Here is a 19,593-nt window from a genome sequence, read left to right as displayed (position 1 = left end):
CCCACCCGCCCGGCAAGTGATTACCGTGCACAGCAATGGCGGCATCCGTCCGCTGGTTCTGCATATCCCGGGAGGAATTGGCGATGAAGCGTAAGCAATTGAGTCTGGCTGTTCACGGTGCACTGGCGATGTCGTTCCTGATTGGAGCTCCTGCTTTGGCGCAGGATGCTGCCAAGGGCAAGGACGGCGAGCAGGCGGCCACTCCCGCGGCACAAAAGGCGACAACCCTTGAAAGCGTGAAGGTCACTGCCCGCAAACGCGAAGAAACCCTGCAGGACGTGCCAGTCGCGGTCACCGCGTTCACTGCCGATTCGTTAGACAAGCTCAATATCCAGGATCTGGGGGATCTGGGTGCGCAGGTGCCGAATATGACCATCTACGCCGCGCGTGGATCAAATACCACCATCACTGCCTACATCCGGGGCGTTGGCCAGTCTGATCCTCTGTGGGGCGTTGATCCTGGTGTGGGCCTGTACTTGGACGATGTCTATCTGGCCCGCCCGCAGGGTGCCTTACTGGATGTACTGGATGTTGAGCGCGTGGAAGTGCTGCGCGGCCCGCAGGGCACCCTGTACGGCAAGAACACCATCGGTGGCGCAATCAAGTACGTAACACGCGCACTGTCGCCAGAGTTCAACGGCTTCGGTGCGGTCACCCTTGGCAACTATGGTCAGCGCGATTTCAAGCTGGGGTTGGGCGGCGGCTTGGGTAGCGATACTTTGCGCGCTCGCATTACTGCTGCGAGCCTGAGCCGTGACGGCTTTGGTGAAAACATTCGCACTGGCGATCAGGTGAGCGACAAAGACATCAAGGTCGTGCGTGCTCAACTGGGTGCATATGTCACCGACAGTTTCGACATCCAGTTTGCAATGGACTGGATGAAGGACGATTCAGGCGTGCGCGGTGCCAAGCTGCTAGCACCAAACACCAATGCAACGGCCAATTTCCTGTTCCCGGGGCTGTCTACTTGGTTGCCGCTGGACAGCCGTTACGACGTACGTAACGGGATGCCCAACACGAATTACACCAAGGTGGATGGTGCATCGATGACCGTGAACTATCGGGCAGACGACAACTGGACACTCAAATACGTGTTGGCAAAACGCGAGTCTGATACCGAGACCAACATCGATTTCGATACGCTGCCATTCCCGATCGCGGACGTCAAAGCCTTCTACAACGACCAGCAGGTGAGTCAAGAACTTCAAGTCAACTACGACGGCGGTGGTCGCTCGCGCGGGGTGGTTGGCCTGTATTCTTTCAGCGGCGAGGCCGGTGGCCAGGTGCTGAACAATTTCTATGGCCTGCTATTTGGTGACACCCAAGGCAAGGTGATGACGGACAGCATCGCCGTGTATGCCGACTGGACCTTTGATGTCACTGACAAATTCTCAATCGATGTTGGTGCGCGCTACACCGACGAAGACAAGCACGCTGTCGTTCTTAATCGTAGCTATAGCGACGGAACTTTCAGCAAGCAAACAGCAGTCTCGGCGAATTTCAACAAGACCATCAACTTCAAGAACATGTCGCCAAAGGTCTCGCTGGACTACCAGATCACCCCCGACATCATGGTCTACGGTAATGCCTCGCGTGGCTTCAAGTCGGGGGGGTACAACATCCGCGCCCAAGCTACTGCGGTGCCACGGTCGGCTGAACCGTTCAAGGACGAGCAGGTCGACAGTTACGAGATTGGCAGCAAGATGGGGCTGCTGGACCAACGTCTGTTCTTGAACTTGGCCGCGTTCCACAACAAATACAAGGATATCCAGCTGTCGATCTTCACTGCTTACGACAGCAATAACGACGGCAAGGATGATGCGTTCTTCGGCGATTTCACCAATGCCGGTGCCGCGACCATCAATGGCCTGGAAGTCGAATACCAATGGCTGCCGACCCAGCACTGGGCGATTACCGGAAATCTGGCCTGGATGGATGCCAAGTTTGATGAGTACATGTTCAAAGGGGTGAATATTGCCAAGCAACAAGCAATGACCAACGCCCCGGATTTCTCGGGTGCGATCAACCTTGAATGGCGTACCGATCTAGCCAATGGTGGGCATCTGTCCGCGCGTGCTGGCTATAGCTATCAGTCCAAGGTAGTGGCCACCACCGAAATCGTGAAGGACCCAGTGACCGGGGCGCTTGCCAGCCCGATTACCCAGGATGGCTATGGTCTGGTCAATGCAAACGTGACTTGGCGGATCAATGATGCATGGTCTCTGTCACTGGCCGGCACCAACCTGACCAACAAGGAATACCGCACAACCGGGTACAACCTGGTGTCGGCACTTGGTGTGATGACGGGTTTCTACGGTGCGCCTCGCCAGTTCAGCCTGACTGCGCGCTACAACTTCTGACCCAACCCCTGGGGCGGTGACGGCGCGGCGGCGGGCTTCGGCTCGCCGTCGCGTTATGCTCGCCAGCAATGTGGCCCGATGATCGAACCCCACCCCCATGGCTGAAGGCGCGGCGATGCTGAGTATCGCCGCTGTCGTTGCTGCTGCATTGCTGTGGCTGGGTCTGCTGTTTGGCACCGGTCTGTACGCCGAGCGCCATCCAGATGCGTTTGCGAAGCACTGGCGGCATGTGTACGGCTTGTCGTTGGCGGTGCATTGCACCTCGTGGACGTTCTACGGCACCGTCACCCAAGCGGCCCGTTATGGCTGGCCACTGCCGCCCACTTTCATTGGCGCCATCCTGTGCTACGCGCTGGCGGTTGTCTTTTTGATACGGCTGGTACGGCTGGCGCGGCAAACCAATGCGACGTCGCTGGCCGATCTCATTGCCACGCGCTTAGGCAAAGACGCATGGCTTGCCGCGATCGTCACCTTGGTGACAGTGCTGGGGTTGATCCCTTACATCGCGCTGCAACTGCAGGCGATCACCATGAGCTTCACCACGCTGACGGCGGGCACCGGTGCGGCCGATGATGGCGCACCGCCGCTGTGGCGGGATGGTGCGTTGTACGTGGCGCTGGCAATGGCTTTGTTCGCCATGATGTTTGGCACCCGCCGGGTGAGTGCGGCCGAGCACAACCGCGGGTTGGTGCTGGCACTGGCATTCGAATCGTTGTTCAAACTATTGGTCATGCTGGCGCTGGGCGGGTTTGTGTGGCTGGGCCTGCACACATTGCCCAGTGCGCCACGTTTGCCGCCATCATCGTCCGCAGGTGGCTTCATGCCTTTGGTGATTTTGGGGGCACTGGCGATGTTCCTGATGCCGCACCAATTCCATGTGGGTGTAGTGGAATGCCGCGACGAACGGGACGTGCGCACCGCGCGTTGGCAGTTTCCGCTGTATCTGCTGTTGATCGCGCTGCCCACTTTGCCGCTGGCGCGTGCCGGCGCGGCCCTGCTGGGGGAGCACGTTCCCACCGATATGTACGCTTTGGCGCTACCGATGGTGCAGGGGCACGCCGGCATGGCCTTGCTGGTGTTTCTGGGGGGCTTGAGTGCGGCGACCGGCATGGTGATTGTCAGCACGCTCACGCTGAGCCTGATGATCGGCAACCATTGGTTTGCACCCGGCCTGCTGCGTGGTGCGTGGGCACGCGGCAAGGCCAGTGACCACAGTGGCGACCTGTTGCTGCTGCGACGATTCGGCATTGTTGCCATCATGTTATCGGGTTGGGCGTATAGCCGGTTGGTCAGCGGCAATGCGGTATTGGCCGATGTGGGCGCGGTGTCGTTTTCGGCCTTGGCTACCTTGATGCCAGCGCTGGCGTTTGCACTGTGGCGGCCGCAGACGCCGGGGCCAGCGGCCAGTCTTGGTGTGCTGGCCGGGTTTGCCGCGTGGTGCTGGGTGATGTTGGTGCCGCTGTTGACGGCCAGTGCGGGTGCCCATCCGGATTGGCTGCATGCCGGGCCGTTCGGGCAGGCATGGCTGGCACCCGAGGCGATGTTCGGCTTGACCGGGTGGAGCCGGCTGGCACGCGCGGTGGGCGTCAGTTTGTTTGTCGGCACGGGCATCACCTTGGTAGCCGCCAACCTGCACGGCGCGACCCGTCAACAAAATGCACGCGGCAGTGATGTGCGTACCCTGCGCAATGCCGGGCGTCGCTTTCTGCCTGCTGCACGGGTTGAGGAACTCTTGCAAGGTGCACCGGCCAGCGGCCCGGTACCGGCAGTGCAGGAATCACGTCTGGAGCATGAGTTGGCAGCGGTGCTGGGCAGTGCCTCGGCGCGCTTGTTGCTGGATGCGGCACGCCGCGATGCCTCCGGTGCAGACCTCGACACCGTGGCCAATATCGTCAGTGAAGCCAGCGAAGATTTGCGCTTCAACCAGCGCGTGCTGGAGGCCGCGCTGGAAAACATGAGCCAAGGCATCAGCGTCGTGGATGCACAGTTGCATTTGGTGGCGTGGAACCGCCGCTACGCAGAACTGTTCGGCTTTCCATCCGGCATGTTGCGGGTAGGCATGCCAATCGCCGAGGCATCCAACTGGGCGTTGCGGGAAGTGGCGGGCCTCGAGCGCGCCAACGATGCCTTGCAGCGCCGCCTTGAGCATATGCGCGCCGGCACTTCGCACCTGTCCGAGCGCGTGTTCCCCGATGGCAGCATCATTGAAATTCGCGGCAACCCGATGCCCGGCGGCGGGTTTGTGGCCACCTTCACCGATGTCACCGCATTCCGACAGACGGAAAGCGAACTCAAGCGCAGCAATGAAACGCTGGAGCAGCGCGTCATCGAGCGAACCGCGTTGCTGGAAACCGCAAAACGCGAAGCCGAGCACGCCAACGATGCCAAAAGTCGCTTCTTGGCCGCGATTGGGCATGATCTGTTGCAGCCGTTGCACGCGGCCCATTTGTTTGCAGACACGTTGCAACAACGCAGCGTGGGTGAGCAACGCGAACTGGCTGCGCATATCGGTAGTGCATTAGACACCACCACCGACTTGCTTGGCACATTGCTGGATATGTCGCGTCTGGAAGCCGGTGGTTTGGTTCCGGAGTTGCGGATATTTCCATTGAGCGAAGTGTTGGATCCATTGGTGGCCCAATTTCGGGTATTGGCTGCAGAACGCGGCCTGCAACTGCACTATGTCGCCACGCGTGCGTGGGTGCACAGCGACCCGCAACTGTTGCACCGCGTATTGCAAAACTTCCTTGCCAATGCGCTGCGTTACACCAGCAGTGGTCGCGTGTTGCTAGGGGTTAGGCGGCGCGGGCTTGGGCTGCGGATTGAAGTTCACGATAGTGGCCCCGGCATTGCGCCCGATCAGCGCGAAATGATTTTCGAGGAGTTTCGGCGTGGCGATCAAGCACCCGGGCTGGGGCTTGGCTTGGGGTTGGCGATTGCAAAACGCATCGCGGGATTACTGGGTGCGGAGTTGTCGCTTGTCAGTATTGTCCAGCGCGGCAGTTGTTTTGCCCTTAGCGTGCCGCGAGCGGCAGCGGCACAACCTGGAACCACACCCATGCGCGGGGTTTCCGGCTTGCGCGTGCTGATTGTGGACAATGAAGCTACGGCATTGGATGCATTGGCCGGCGTATTGCAAAGCTGGGGGTGCGAAGTGATTGCTGCAAGCAACGGCGCAGCGGCAATGCGTGCGCTGGCACAGCAGCCATGCGCGTTGTGGATTTTCGACTACCACCTGGATGACGGTGATGATGGGGTGTCGTTGCATCACCGATTACGTGAATTGCACGCGTCCATTCCATGCCTGATTCTCAGCGCAGATCGTACCGGCGCAGTGCGTACCGCCGCGCAAGAAGCAGGCTTGCCTTTGCTGATGAAACCGCTCAGACCATTGGCGCTGAAGTCAATCCTTGATCGCATGTTGGCTGCACGCAATTCACCCTGAGCGGTTGTCCACACAGACTGTGGATGAGCATCCGCACAAGGGTGTGGATAAACATCCAAGCGCATTGCGTGGCGCGGCCTGCAGACTATTGGTGAAATTTTGTTCAAGATGGTTTTGCTTGTGGAATTGCATCGTTTCGCTTGTCCACATCAGCTGTGGATCACTGCCCTATAAACGTGTGGATAACACGCTGCGCGACTTGTGTGGCAGGGTTGTCAAGTGGTGTGGTGAAAATATGGCCACAACATTTCAAAAATATTTTTCCTGCATCACGGCGGCATATCGTGGTTTTCCACAGCGCTTGTGGATGACGCTTCAACAATCATGTGGATAACTGCCGGAGCGCTTTGTGCAGCGAGCCTGTCAAGATGTGTGGCCAAAAAATCACCAGCACTTTCGTACGCAGTGCATCAGCGCGAAAGCGCAACGTCGCCTTCGATCAACCGCGCCGGGTCACTCAATTCCAGCTCACGCAACACCACGCTGGCTTGGGTACGGTTACGCACGCCTAGGCGTTCGAAGATGGCGGTCAGGTGCGCTTTCACGGTGCGTTCCTGCACATCCAGACGATCCGCGATTTGCTTGTTGAGCAAGCCCTGCGCCACCAATGCCAGTACACGGAATTGTTGTGGCGACAGACTGGCCAAGCGCGCTGCAAGGTCGGCATCGTGCTGCGAAGAGGCTGCGCGTGCCACGCTGGCGCGTAGGGCGGGGGGCAGCCACGTATCGCAGGCCAGTACGCTGCGAATGGCATCGCGCAAGTCTTCCAGCCCCGCACTCTTGGGCAGATAGCCGGCGGCGCCATGATCCAATGCGCGCCGCACCACGCGCGGATCGTCGTTGGCTGACACCACCACCACCGCCACGCCGGGATATTGCGCACGAATGGCGGCCAGGCCAGCCAGCCCGTGATTGCCCGGCATATGCAGATCCAGCAGCACCAGATCCACCTGTGGCTGTGCGTCCAGCAGTGCAAGTGCCGCATCCAAATGACCGGCTTCGAACAGCTCCACTTCGCCCAGTGCATCGCGTGCCGCTTGTTTGAGCGCGGCGCGAAACAGCGGGTGGTCGTCGGCAATCAGCAGGCAAGGCATGGCTTATTGCGCCGTCCAGCCCCCATCCACCGGCATTGCCGTGCCGGTGATGTTGTGCGCTTCGCGGCGGCACAGGAACACCGCCAAGCTGGCGATTTCCTCGGGCAAGCTCATGCGCAGGCTGGGCTGTTTTTCCGCCAGCAGTGCACGCACGCCATCGTCGCGGCTGCCACCGTGCATGCGGGCCTCAATCTGCGGTTCGATCAATGGCGTTTCCACCCAGCCCGGGCAAATGCAGTTGACGGTGAGGCCACCCGAATCGCGGCTGCCCTGTGCGGCATACTCCAGCGCTGCGACCTTGCTCATCCCGACGATGCCGAATTTGCTGGCGACATACGGCGCCTTGTCTTTCGAGGCCACCAGACCATGCACCGACGCAATATTGATAACCCGGCCAAACCCGCGCTGCGCCATCGCCGGCATCGCAAGACGCATGGTGTGGAAGGCCGAAGACAGGTTGATCGCGATGATGTCGTTCCACTTCGCCACCGGCATTTCGTGCAAGGGCACTGCATGCTGAATGCCGGCATTGTTGACCAGAAGATCAACGCCGCCACGGCTCCAGTTGGCCAGCTCGGCCATCATGGCTTCGATGGCATTGGCATCGCGCAAGTCTGCACCGAAGTGACGGGCACCCCCGCTGCCGGCAGCATTCACGCCGACAATGGCGTGTTCAATTTGTTCGGCGCTGCCCAAGCCATTGATCGCCACCTGTGCACCGGCGGCAGCCAGGGCTTTGGCAATCGCCAAGCCAATTCCCGAGGTGCTGCCGGTCACCAGTGCAGTGCGCCCGTTCAAGAATGTATCGTTCATCGAAATTCCCATGCAAACCCATTTCCATACGCTAACAGGAAGACGCTGCGCCGGGTTGGTACCAAAGTACGATGCGCGTCATTGCCGCTACAGCTAGAGTCAGGGCATGAATATCTTCCGTAATTGCGCCTTCGCCAGTGCGCTTGCCCTGTTGGCAGGCTGCGCCAGTCTGCCTGCTTCCCACAAGGGTGCCTCCATGTTCAGCCAGCCACTCATCTCCACACACCGTGATGCCGATGATTTGCTGACCGGAGGCTTGGGCTTGGCGGGTTTGCAGTCGATCATTCCGCCCGCCTTTGGCGATGCCGAACACCCCACCGCCGCCGAACTGCGCCGGCGTGCGCTGTGGAGCAACTGGCGCGGCATTGCCGATCTGGCTCCCGGCGGTGGCTACGCCACGCTGTATGGCAGCGTGGCCACGGTCCCGGGGCGCGAATTCAGTGCCTTGGCCACGCTGGCCGGTGCCAGGCAGCCGCATCGGGTGCTGCTGCAATTGCCGGATGGGTTCGACCCACGCAAACGCTGTGTGGTGGTGGCGGCATCGTCCGGCTCGCGCGGCATTTACGGGGCGATCGCGGTGGCCGGCGCGTGGGGCCTGCCGCGTGGCTGCGCGGTGGCCTATACCGACAAGGGCAATGGCACCGATTATTTTGATCTGGATGCCGGGCAGGGAGTCGCGTTGGATGGCCGCGTGGCGGCAGCCAATGGCAATACCGCATTGGCATTCAAGCCTGCGTCCGCTAGTGGCTCCGGTGTGGCGTACAAACATGCGCATTCGCAAGACAACCCGGAAGCCGATTGGGGCCGGCATGTGAAGCAAGCTGCGCAATTTGCGCTGGCCACCTTGAATGCGCAATTGCCGCAGCAAGCGCCATTTACCTTCGAGAACACCCGCGTGATTGCGGTGGGCATCTCCAACGGCGGTGGCGCGGTACTGCGTGCCGCCGAGGATAGCGAACCGTGGCTGGATGCGGTGGTTGCCGGCGAGCCCAATATTTACGCACAAGGGCCAGACGCACGCAGTCTGTATGACTACAGCACTGAAGCTGCGCTATTGATGCCTTGCGTGTTGCCGCAATTGGGCATTCCGGCAATGCCTGGACTGGACGCCAAATGCGCGGCATTGAAAATGCGAGGTGTGTTGGCTGGCGATACGTTGGATGCGCAGCAGAAAGATGCACTGGCGAAATTGCATGCCGCCGGCTGGACCGATGCGTCGCTGCGCGCGGGCAGTATTTCGGTTGCCTTCGATTTGTGGCGCGCCGTGGCCGTGGGCTACGCCTCGGCCTATGGGCGTTATGCTTTCGATGCGCATCCTTGCGGCTATCGCTATTCCGCGCAAAACGTCGACACCAGCCCGCGTGCGGCCACGGCGGCCGAGCGTGCGGCGTGGTGGGCCGATGCCGCCGGCATTCCACCAGGCGCGGGCGTGGGCATTGTCGATCCACAGCCCATGACCGACATGGGCCTGACCGGCATGCAATGCCTGCGCAATCTGTGGACCGGCGACAGTGCCGATGCGCAGCGTGTGCGCAAAGGCATTGCCGACACCCGTGCGACACTGCCCCGCGCAGGCCTGCCAGTAGTGGTGATTCATGGCCGCAGTGATGGTCTGGTGCCGCAAGCGTTTTCAAGCGCACCTTATGTGGCGATGGCCAAGGCCGCAGGCCGCAATGACGTGCGCTATTGGCAAGTGGACAATGCGCAGCACTTCGATGCCTTCCTCGCCCTGCCGCCGATGGCCGCCGCCTATCTGCCATTGCTGCCGTATGTGTACAGCGCCCTGGATCGGGTGGATGCTTACCTAGATGGCAAGGCCGCGTTGCCGATCGATGCGGTGATCCACACCGTGCCGCGCATGGGCAAGCCGCTGGCCGAAGGTAATTTGGCGATGCCGCACTGATTGAAAGTATTTGCCTGCACGGCATCGAATTTGGCAAGCTGGTGCGATGAAGCCACGCCATTTTTCGATGCTGCGCGAGTTCCATCTCGCCGATTGGTTCACCCTTGGCAATGCCTTCTGCGGCACGGGTGCGATCTTTGCGGCCATGCGCTACCTGCAAGACGGCGTTGTGCGCGACTTGCTGCTGGGCATGGCGCTGATTCCGTTGGCATTCGTGTTTGATGCATTGGACGGGCGCATCGCACGCTGGCGCAAAGTGGCCAGCACTTTGGGGCGCGAATTGGATTCATTGGCCGATGTCATCAGCTTCGGCGTGGCACCTGCCGCACTGGGCTACGCCTGCGGTCTGCAGGGTGGCTGGGATTGGTTGATCCTCAGCTATTTCGTAGGCTGCGGGGTCAGCCGGCTGGCACGCTACAACGTCACCGCCGAGCAATTGTCGGGCGCCGAGGGCAAGGTGAAATATTTCGAAGGCACGCCCATTCCCACCAGCGTGCTCCTGGTGGCGGTACTGGCGTGGTCGGCTTGGGCCGGCGCATTGGGTCACGCCATCCTGCTTGGTGTGGTGCAGCTGGGACCGTGGCAATTGCATCCGCTGGTATTGCTGTATGCCTTGTCTGGGTCACTGATGATCAGCAAAACCCTGCATATTCCGAAACTTTGACATCCCCGTGTGATAGCGGTGCAACCTTGGCGTTGCTAGCATTCACGCAACCGTGGAGGACACATGACAAACGCACCCAATGATTTTGTGGCACTGGCGCGCCAATACTGGGGCTTGTGGAGCGATGCGTTGCAAGACGCCGTGCCGCAGACCGAGCAAGTGCCAGGCACGCAAGCGTTTCGCGAAGCACTCAACGCATGGACGCAGGCCGCCGGCGGCGGGCAGGGCGGTTTCGATTCGGTGCTGGGGCATGTCCGCCAGCAAAGTGGGGACTGGCTGGCGCAGCTGCAGCAACTGGCGGCGCAGTTTGCCGGGCGTGAGCACAGTGCACGCGATATCGTGCAGGCTTGGCGGCAAATGCTGGGTGACAACCCGTTCCAGGATTTGCTGCACGGCATGCGCGGGCCAGGCTTGGAAGGCATCGCGCAATGGAGTGCGATGGCGCAGCCGTGGTTGCAGGGCCTGCGTGGTGAAGCGGCCAGTTTGCTGGGCTTGCCCGCATTCGGTTTCACCCGTGAACATCAGGAACACGCGCAAGCCTTGGGCAAAGCACATCTGCGCTGGCAAATGGCATTGGAGGCATACAACAAACTGCTGACCCGGATTTCGCAGGATGCCTATGCCTGCTTTGAAAGCAAGCTTGCCGAACGTGAAGAGCCCGGTCGCCAAATTGGCAGCGTGCGTGCCCTGTTTGATCTATGGGTAGATGCCGCCGAAGACGCATGGGCCAAGGCTGCGCTGTCGCAGGACTATCGGCGCGTCTTCGCGGAATTGACCAATGCGCAAATGCAACTGCGTGGCGCGGTGCAGGCACAGGCTGAGCAAGCGGCCACCGCGCTGGGCTTGCCGGGCCGCACCGAGCTGGACAGCGCCCATCGCAAAATTGCCGAACTGGAACGCCAACTGCGGCGGATGCAGCGCGATGCTGCGCCGCCTACTTCAACACCAGCGCAAGCCAATGCAACACCTGCACCGGCGAAACCGGCAGCAACCAAGAGCGCTGCGGTCAAGAAGAAGCCAGTGGCAAATAAAGCTGCTCCCGAACCTGCCGCAAACAAATCCGTCGCTGCGCGTGCGCCAGTCAAAGCCGCTGCAGCAAGCAAAGCAAGCAAGCGCAAAACACCTGTGAAGCCCACCAAGCCCGTTGCAAGGAAGCGCTGACATGACGCAGTTCTTTGGCCCACTCAATATCACCGCGCAATCATTGGCGGACGACGCCGGCAAGCTGCAAGCCAAGCTGGTGGCCGGTATCAGCACGCTGCGTGCGATGGATGACGTCAGCTTCGGGGTCACCCCGCGCGAGGAAGTCTGGCGCGATGGCAAAGTGGTGCTGTACCGCTTCAAAGGCGAACAGCCCCCCACTGCGCGGGTGCCGATCCTGATCGCCTATGCCTTGGTCAATCGCCCGTATATGGTCGATTTGCAGTCCGACCGATCCTTGATCAAAGGCCTGTTGGCGCGTGGTGAAGATGTGTACATCATCGACTGGGGCTACCCGGATCGCTCCGATCGCTTCCTCACCTTGGAGGATTACATCGAGCGCTTTATCGGCGGTGCGATGGATTATTTGCGCGGTGCTTATGCGCTGGACGCGGTCAACCTGCTGGGCATTTGCCAAGGCGGCGCGTTCTCGCTGTGCTACGCATCGCTGCACCCGGACAAGGTCAAGAACCTGATCACGATGGTGACGCCGGTGGACTTCCACACCCCCGACAACATGCTGTCGAACTGGAACCGCGAGATCGATGTGGATCTGCTGGTGGACACGCTGGGCAATGTGCCGGCCGACATGATGAACGTCACCTATTTGATGCTCAAACCGTGGCGGCTGTTCGCACAGAAATACGTGGGCATGGTGGACATCCTGGACGACAAGCAGGCGATGGAAGATTTCCTGCGCATGGAAAAGTGGATCTTCGATTCACCCGACCAAGCCGGTGAAGCCTTTCGCGAATTCAGCAAGCAGTTCTTCCAGGAAAACCGCTTCGTCAAAGGCGGTGCAAAAGTGGGCAACCGCGAAGTGCATCTGGGCCTGGTGGAAATGCCGGTGCTCAACATCTATGCCGAACAGGATCATTTGGTGCCGCCGGATGCTTCTCGCGCAATGAAAGCGCTGATCGGCAGCGATGACTACACCGAGCTGTCATTCAAGGGGGGGCACATCGGCATCTACGTCTCCAGCCGTGCACAGAAGGAAGTACCGCAAACCATCCACGACTGGCTGGCCAAGCGCGCACGCTGACGATGCGCAACTGGCCGGGTTGGCTGCGTAACGTGGCGATTACCATTGGCGTGGTCTGGGCTGCGCCGGTGAGTGTGTTGGGTTTGGTCATGGGTAGTGCGGCACTTGCAGCGGGTGCCACAGCGCGTTGGCAGCCGCAGCGGCATTGTCTGGTGTTCCAAGAATTTCCGTGGGGCCCCGGTGGGGCGATAACCCTCGGCAATGTGATTTTGGATACCGGCACAACGCTGGATCGCACATGTAATACCTATGCACACGATGCGGGGTTGTGCCGTGAAGCCCCGATTGTGCTGGGCGATCACGAACACGCCCACGTCCTGCAATACATGGCTTTGGGCGCATTGTTTTTGCCGCTGTATGTGCTGTGCGGCGGGGTATCGGCGCGCAATCGCTTTGAACGTGCCGCCGACCGCTACGCGCAGACCGGGCGCGGCTGGTGGCCGTTTTGGGCAGAGGCAATTGATGGCCCCTTTGCCTAGTCAGGCCTAGGGCCTTGGTTTTCCGCGCTGCGCCAGGCTGTGATCCAGTTCCAGATCAAAACTCTTCACGGCCATACTGACTTCGCGCCACATCGCAAAACTTGCAGCTAATAGAAACAGTACGCCAAGAACAGCCATGGCCGTGGGCAGTGCACCCAAGCGCGAATCCAGCAGCGCATCTGCCGCCAAGGCCAGACTGGTACCAACAAAACTGGCCAGCGCCCCATACAGCAGGCGGCACGCACGCAGCACCAGATGCGCCCGTTGGCGGTGGCGTTGGATTTGATCCTCGCGCTCTTTGGCATCCGGAACATCTTGTGCCCATGCCACGATCAATACACGCAGACGATCCACCACGCGCGCCAGTCTTGTATTGGCTGAAGCCAGCAGCGCTGCAGTGGCCGTCAGAAAAAAGGCCGGTGCCAGCATTGCGGACAAAATGGCGTGCGGCCCCAAAGCCGTACTGAGCGTCGGGGCGAGTATCGGGGTGAGTGTGGTGGCGACCTGGATCATGCGGCGTCCTGACTTTGATTCAGTATGATGCCAACATCTCACTCATGTGCATGCCGATGGCTACCGATTTGCCGCAAGACCGCCTGATTTGGATCGACCTGGAAATGACCGGGCTGGACCCGCAAACCGATGGCATCCTGGAAATTGCCACCGTGGTGACCGATGGCCAACTCAACATCCTGGCGGAAGGCCCGGAACTGGCCATCGCGCATCCTTTGGCCACCCTGGAAGCCATGGACGAGTGGAACCGCACCCATCACACCGGCTCAGGACTGTGGCGGCGAGTAGTGCAAGAGGGTGTACCACTGGCCGAGGCCGAGACACGCACGATTGCCTTCCTACAGCAGTGGCTACCAGCAAGGACCTCGCCAATGTGCGGCAATTCAATTTGCCAGGATCGCCGCTTCATGGCGCGCCTGATGCCGCAGCTGGAAGCTTATTTTCATTATCGCAATCTGGATGTCAGCACCGTCAAGGAACTGGCCCGGCGCTGGTCGCCCAAGTTGTTGGCAGGGTTCAGCAAGGTGTCGGCACATACCGCTTTGAGCGATGTGCGCGACTCCATCGACGAATTGCGGCATTATCGGCAATACATGGGGGCGCTGGCTGGTTTGGCAGCGGAGTAACGCAAGTACAGGGGGCACATGAAGCGGATGCCGTTGGCGTCTGTGCAAACTTGGATGCGGCGAGTCTCACTCGGCCTGCTGGTGTTGCTATGCCTGTCATCCAGCGTCGTATTGGCACAGGAAAAGCCTATCTCGGCGTTCTATCGCGAGATTTGGACCACCCGCGAAGGCTTGCCGCACAACCAGGTCAACAGCATTGCGCAAACCCCGGATGGTTATCTGTGGCTGGGCACGTGGGAAGGCTTGGTGCGCTACAACGGGCTGGAGTTCCAGCTGTTTGATCGCAGTAATACCCCAGCCCTGCAAGACAACGCGATTCGCTCATTGTCGGTAGCCGCCGACGGTGCGGTGCTCATGGGTACTTCACGCGGTGGAGTGACGGTAAAACGCGGCGATCAGTGGACTACTTACAGCGAAAAAGATGGCCTGGCGCAAGATGAAATTCTTGACGCCATCCAGGACCGTTCGCGGCGCTTGTGGGTGGCCACTGAAAACGAAGGCTTGAGCGTGCTCGATCATGGCAAAGTCAAGCAATACAACATCCATAATGGCCTGCCCAGCAATGTAGTCTTTGACCTGCGCGAAACCCACGACGGCGACATTTGGATTGCTACTGCCGGCGGACTGGCGGTGTGCAGCCACGACGGTAAGCTGCGGGTGATGCCCAGTACCTCGGGATTGCCCGATGCACCGGTGTTCAATCTATTTGAAACCCGCGCCGGGCAATTACTGGTCGGCACCGAACGCGGGGTGTATCGCCGCGTAGGCAATACCGACCAGTTTGAAATGCTCTCGCCATTGCTGCCGCAAGACGGGGCGCCCAGCCTCGCGGAAGACCGCAGTGGCAACTTGTGGATCGGCACCGTCAACAATGGCTTATTGCGCCTATCTGCGCGGGGTGTGGATCGCTTCACCAGTTTGCGTGGGCTGCCCAACAATCGCGTTCCATCGTTACTGGTAGATCGCGAGGGCAGTATCTGGGCTGGCACCAATGCCGGCTTGCTCCGCTTGAGCGATGCGCCGTTTAGTACCTGGAACAGGGATCAGGGGCTCAGTGACGACTATGTGCGCACGGTGTACGAAGATCACCAGGGGGGAATCTGGATCGGCACTGGTCGTGGCTTGAACCTGTGGCGCAACAATCAGGTAGTCGCCAGCTACACCGCCGAAAATGGGCTACCAAGCGATTCTATTTTGAGCCTGTTGGAAGCCCGAAATGGCGATTTGCTGGTCGGTACCTATACCGATGGTGTGCTGCGGATGCGTGATGGCAAAGTGTTGGCACGTTACGATGCCGCACACGGACTACCGGCCAGCAACCAAGTGCGATCGCTTGCCGAAACCAGCGATGGCAGTTTATGGATTGGCACCAACCGTGGGCTGGTTCGGCTCAAAAATGGCAAGTTCAAACGCTTCGGGATAAGCGAAGGCTTGCCGCGGGAATTCATCATCTCGATGCACCAGGCGCGTGATGGCAGCCTGTGGGTAGGGACCTCCAACGGCGCGGCACACATCATCGGGGAACAGGTGCAAGCCTTGGACATGCGCCCAACCAATGGTGCGCAGGATGTCTTCGGTTTCAATGAAGATGCCGATGGTACGTTGTGGATGGCTACCGATCGCGGCCTGCTGCGCTATCGCAATGGCCATCTGGCGGGGCTTGGCATACATAATGGCCTGCCCGTGGATACCTTGTTTGCCATTGTCGATGACCAATTGGGTTCCTATTGGCTTACATCCAATCGCGGCGTATTGCGGATTGCCAAAGCCGAGGCCAATGCCGTTCTGGATGGCCGTCATCAGCGCCTTGAGTACGATCATTTTGGTGAAGCAGATGGGCTGGTCAGTGCACAGTGCAACGGCGGCTCCGGGCCTGCCGCCATTCGTGACCAGCATGGCAATATCTGGGTAGCCACCGCGCGCGGCGCTGCCTTCGCGTCCCCTGCATCCTTGCACGCATTTCGGCGTCCGTTGCCCAGCGTCGTGCTGGAGCAGGTTTTGGCTGATGGCAGGCCGCAGTCGATTGGCCGAGTGCTCAGCTTGCCAGCCGGCACCACCAAGCTGGAATTCCGTTATGCCGCGATCAGCTTTTTGATGCCGCGCTTTTTGCGCTATCGCCAGCAACTGCAGGGCATGGACCATAATTGGGTAGATCGCGGCAACCAGCGCAGCGTGCAATACACCAATTTGAAAGCAGGCCGTTATCGCTTCCAAGTCAACGTGGCTGCACCGGGACTAGGGCAAAATTGGAGCCCGCAGATCACCACGATCCAAATCGAAATTCAGCCGCAGCTATGGGAACGGCCATGGGTGTTGGTATTGGCAGCCTTGGCCAGTTTGTTACTGCTGTGGGCCTTGGTGCGCTGGCGCCTTTTCAACCTGCATCAGCGAGCAACCCAGTTAGAACAACTCGTGGGCCAGCGCACGTCTGATCTGCAAGAACATGCCGACCGTTTGCGTATCTCGGATCAAGAAAAATCCGCGTTGCTGGAGCGCCTGCGCGAGCAATCCGAAGCGTTTGAACGCATGGCATTGGAAGATGCATTGACCGGGATTGGCAACCGCCGAAGCTTGGATTCGCAACTGGATGCTGCGTTTGAGCGTGCGGTACGTGGCGATCGTGCGCTGTGTTTCGCACTGTTCGACATCGATGAATTCAAGCTCATCAACGACCACTATTCGCATGCCGCTGGCGATCAGGCACTGGTGGCCGTGGCCCACGCGCTGCGCGATGCGCTTGGCGGGGCCGGGGTGTTGGCGCGTTGGGGCGGGGAAGAATTTGCGGTGCTGTTCGAGCGCGTGCCGCTTGCCAGAGCACAGGAAATTTGCAACGCCATGCGGCTGGCCGTGGAGGCCCTGGATTGCAGTGCGTATGCGCCGGGCTGGCAGCTGACAATCAGTGGTGGGGTCGCCGCGCGTGAAGATGCCGCGCGCCCGGAAGACTTGGTGGCGCGCGCCGATGCACTGCTGTATCAAGCCAAGCAGGGCGGGCGCAATCGGGTGTGCAGCTGACCCTGCGGCAGTGTTCCGCAGGGTCAGCTCAATCCAATCAGTGCTTGGACTTCGCCAACGCCAGCCAAGTATCGACCACGGTGTCCGGGTTCAGCGAGACCGACTCGATGCCCTGTTCCATCAACCACTGCGCCAGGTCCGGGTGGTCGGACGGGCCTTGGCCGCAGATGCCGATGTACTTGCCCTTGGCACGTGCGGACTGGATGGCCATCGACAGCATCTTCTTGACGGCTGGATTGCGCTCATCGAACAGCCCGGCCACGATCGCGGAGTCGCGATCAAGCCCCAGCGTGAGCTGGGTCATGTCGTTGGAACCAATCGAGAAGCCATCGAAAATATCGAGGAACTCATCGGCCAGCAGCGCGTTGGAGGGCACCTCGCACATCATGATGACTTTCAGGTCGTTCTCACCCTGCACCAGACCGTTTTCACGCAGGACTTCGATGACGGCTTTGCCTTCATCCAGCGTGCGCACAAACGGAATCATCACCCAGACGTTGGCAAGGCCCATCGCCTCGCGCACGCGCTTGACCGCCACGCATTCCAGCGCGAATGCGTCCTTGAAGCCGGGATCGATGTAGCGCGAGGCACCGCGGAACCCGATCATCGGGTTCTCTTCATGCGGCTCGTACTTGCCGCCACCCAACAGGTTAGCGTATTCGTTGGATTTGAAATCCGACAGCCGTACGATCACCGGCTTCGGATACACCGAGGCGGCGATGGTGGCGATGCCTTCTTTCAGGCGTTCGATGTAGAACTCGACAGGCGAGGCATAGCCGGCGATACGCTCGTTGATCCTGGCTTTGATCGCCGCGTCCTGCTTGTCGAATTCCAGCAGCGCCTTCGGATGGATGCCGATATGGCTGGCGATGATCATTTCCAGGCGGGCCAGACCAATGCCGGCGTTCGGCAACTGCCCGAAGTCGAAGGCGCGCTCCGGGTTGGCCACGTTCATCATGATCTTCAGCGGTGCCGGCGGCATATTGCCAAGATCAGTGGTGGTACGTTCGAAGGGCAGGGCACTGGCATAGATGAAACCGGTATCGCCTTCCGCGCAGCTCACCGTCACCAGATCGCCATCGTTGATGCGATCCAGTGCGTCCCCCGTGCCCACCACCGCCGGCACGCCCAACTCGCGGGCGATGATCGCGGCGTGGCAAGTGCGGCCACCACGATTGGTCACGATGGCGGCGCTGCGCTTCATCACCGGCTCCCAATCCGGGTCGGTCATGTCGGCGATCAACACATCGCCGGGCTGTACGCGGCTCATGTCATCGAGTGAGCGCACCACACGTGCAGTACCGCTGCCGATCTTGTGGCCAATGGCGCGGCCTTCGGACAGCACGTCACCGCGCTGCAGCAGGGCGTAGCGTTCAATCTGGGTGGCGCTGGCGCGCGACCTCACGGTTTCCGGGCGCGCTTGCAGGATGTAGAGCTTGCCGGTGTGACCGTCTTTGCCCCACTCGATATCCATCGGCCGGCCGTAGTGCGCCTCGATTACCAGCGCCTGCCTGGACAGTGCCTCCACATCGGCATCGGTGATCGAAAACTGCCCGCGCAACTCTGCCGGCGTGGCTTCGGTGCGCACGCGTTCGCCGGGCACATCGGAATACACCATGCGCAATTGTTTGCTGCCCAATGCGCGGCGCAGGATTGCAGGCTTGCCTTCGCGCAAGGTCGGCTTGAACACGTAGAACTCATCCGGGTTGACCGCGCCTTGCACCACCATTTCGCCCAAGCCGAAGCTGGCGGTGACAAACACCACATCGCGGAAGCCCGATTCGGTGTCCAGCGTGAACAACACGCCTGAGCTGCCCACATCCGAGCGCACCATCAGCTGGATACCCGCCGACAGGAACACGTCTTCGTGGGCAAAACCATGGTGCACGCGGTAGGCAATCGCACGGTCGTTGTACAGCGAGGCAAACACTTCCTTGACCTTGCGCACCACGTCATCGGCACCGGTGACGTTGAGGAAGGTTTCTTGCTGGCCGGCAAAGCTGGCATCGGGCAAATCTTCCGCCGTGGCCGAAGAGCGCACCGCCACTGCGATGTCTTGTGCGCCGCTATCGGCGCACAACTTGGCGTAGGCGCTGCGAATATCAGCATCCAGCTCCGGCTGCAATGGCGCATCGATCACCCAACCACGGATTTCCGCGCCGGCAGCGGTCAGTTGCGGCACGTTTTCCACGTCAACCGTTGCCAGTTTGTCGTAGATGCGGGCGTGCAGATTGTTGTGCGCGATAAATGCCTTGAACGCATCGGCGGTGGTGGCAAAACCGCCGGGGACCGATACGCCGAGGCTGGACAACTGCCCGATCATTTCGCCCAACGAGGAATTCTTGCCGCCCACTTGGGCGAGGTCGGTCAGGCGCAGGTCGTTCAACCAAAGGACATTACTAGACAAGGCGGGCTCCGTGGGGGCAGGGCGGCGCAGTGGCG

At 60.3% G+C, this 19,593-nt stretch carries 13 protein-coding genes; 9 read left to right on the top strand and 4 right to left on the bottom strand.

What is annotated here, in order from left to right; all coding sequences use genetic code 11:
- The first annotated feature begins 83 nt into the window (after window positions 1-83).
- Both K7B09_RS10910 and K7B09_RS10905 read left to right on the top strand, forming a co-directional pair.
- Complete coding sequence (locus tag K7B09_RS10910; RefSeq protein WP_223629493.1) at window positions 84-2,360, top strand: TonB-dependent receptor; 2,277 nt, start codon at window positions 84-86, stop codon at window positions 2,358-2,360.
- Window positions 2,361-2,457: 97 nt separating this feature from the next.
- Complete coding sequence (locus tag K7B09_RS10905; protein WP_425507860.1) at window positions 2,458-5,805, top strand: hybrid sensor histidine kinase/response regulator; 3,348 nt, start codon at window positions 2,458-2,460, stop codon at window positions 5,803-5,805.
- A gap of 410 nt (window positions 5,806-6,215) precedes the next feature.
- On the opposite strand, the gene K7B09_RS10900 is transcribed toward K7B09_RS10905, so the two are convergent.
- Entirely contained in the window at window positions 6,216-6,899 is a 684-nt protein-coding gene (locus K7B09_RS10900; protein WP_223629492.1) for a response regulator transcription factor, read from the bottom strand.
- A gap of 3 nt (window positions 6,900-6,902) precedes the next feature.
- Window positions 6,903-7,712: a 3-hydroxybutyrate dehydrogenase gene (locus tag K7B09_RS10895; protein WP_223629491.1), complete on the bottom strand. Its 810-nt coding sequence runs from the start codon at window positions 7,710-7,712 to the stop codon at window positions 6,903-6,905.
- Between the two features lie 106 nt (window positions 7,713-7,818).
- Between K7B09_RS10895 and K7B09_RS10890 the strand changes: the two genes are divergently transcribed.
- The 5 genes from K7B09_RS10890 (at window position 7,819) to K7B09_RS10870 (ending at window position 13,000) form a co-directional block, all read left to right on the top strand.
- Window positions 7,819-9,615 (top strand): D-(-)-3-hydroxybutyrate oligomer hydrolase, encoded by a 1,797-nt coding sequence (locus K7B09_RS10890; protein ID WP_223629490.1) that lies wholly within the window; start codon window positions 7,819-7,821, stop codon window positions 9,613-9,615.
- A gap of 46 nt (window positions 9,616-9,661) precedes the next feature.
- Window positions 9,662-10,279: a CDP-alcohol phosphatidyltransferase family protein gene (locus K7B09_RS10885; protein WP_223629489.1), complete on the top strand. Its 618-nt coding sequence runs from the start codon at window positions 9,662-9,664 to the stop codon at window positions 10,277-10,279.
- A gap of 63 nt (window positions 10,280-10,342) precedes the next feature.
- A complete protein-coding gene (phaE, locus tag K7B09_RS10880) occupies window positions 10,343-11,440 on the top strand; it encodes a class III poly(R)-hydroxyalkanoic acid synthase subunit PhaE (protein ID WP_223629488.1) in 1,098 nt (365 codons plus the stop codon).
- A gap of 1 nt (window position 11,441) precedes the next feature.
- Window positions 11,442-12,521, top strand: coding sequence for a class III poly(R)-hydroxyalkanoic acid synthase subunit PhaC (gene phaC, locus K7B09_RS10875; RefSeq protein ID WP_223629487.1), 1,080 nt, complete (start codon window positions 11,442-11,444; stop codon window positions 12,519-12,521).
- 2 nt (window positions 12,522-12,523) lie between these two features.
- On the top strand, window positions 12,524-13,000 hold the full coding sequence (locus K7B09_RS10870) for a hypothetical protein (protein WP_223629486.1): 477 nt from the start codon (window positions 12,524-12,526) through the stop codon (window positions 12,998-13,000).
- Between the two features lie 6 nt (window positions 13,001-13,006).
- Here the strand turns inward: K7B09_RS10870 and K7B09_RS10865 are convergent, their stop codons facing one another.
- A complete protein-coding gene (locus K7B09_RS10865) occupies window positions 13,007-13,513 on the bottom strand; it encodes a DUF2721 domain-containing protein (protein ID WP_223629485.1) in 507 nt (168 codons plus the stop codon).
- Between the two features lie 56 nt (window positions 13,514-13,569).
- Between K7B09_RS10865 and orn the strand changes: the two genes are divergently transcribed.
- Window positions 13,570-14,139 (top strand): oligoribonuclease, encoded by a 570-nt coding sequence (gene orn / locus K7B09_RS10860; RefSeq protein ID WP_223629540.1) that lies wholly within the window; start codon window positions 13,570-13,572, stop codon window positions 14,137-14,139.
- Window positions 14,140-14,193: 54 nt separating this feature from the next.
- Window positions 14,194-17,151 carry a ligand-binding sensor domain-containing diguanylate cyclase gene (locus tag K7B09_RS10855; protein ID WP_223629484.1) on the top strand — a complete coding sequence of 986 codons (2,958 nt, stop codon included), beginning with the start codon at window positions 14,194-14,196 and terminating at the stop codon, window positions 17,149-17,151.
- 37 nt (window positions 17,152-17,188) lie between these two features.
- On the opposite strand, the gene ppsA is transcribed toward K7B09_RS10855, so the two are convergent.
- Window positions 17,189-19,558, bottom strand: coding sequence for a phosphoenolpyruvate synthase (gene ppsA, locus K7B09_RS10850; RefSeq protein WP_223629483.1), 2,370 nt, complete (start codon window positions 19,556-19,558; stop codon window positions 17,189-17,191).
- Window positions 19,559-19,593: the final 35 nt, after the last annotated feature.

The organism is Thermomonas beijingensis (genome assembly GCF_020034655.1).
Classification (GTDB): Bacteria; Pseudomonadota; Gammaproteobacteria; order Xanthomonadales; family Xanthomonadaceae; genus Thermomonas; species Thermomonas beijingensis.
This window is presented reverse-complemented; position numbering and strand designations above follow the sequence as displayed.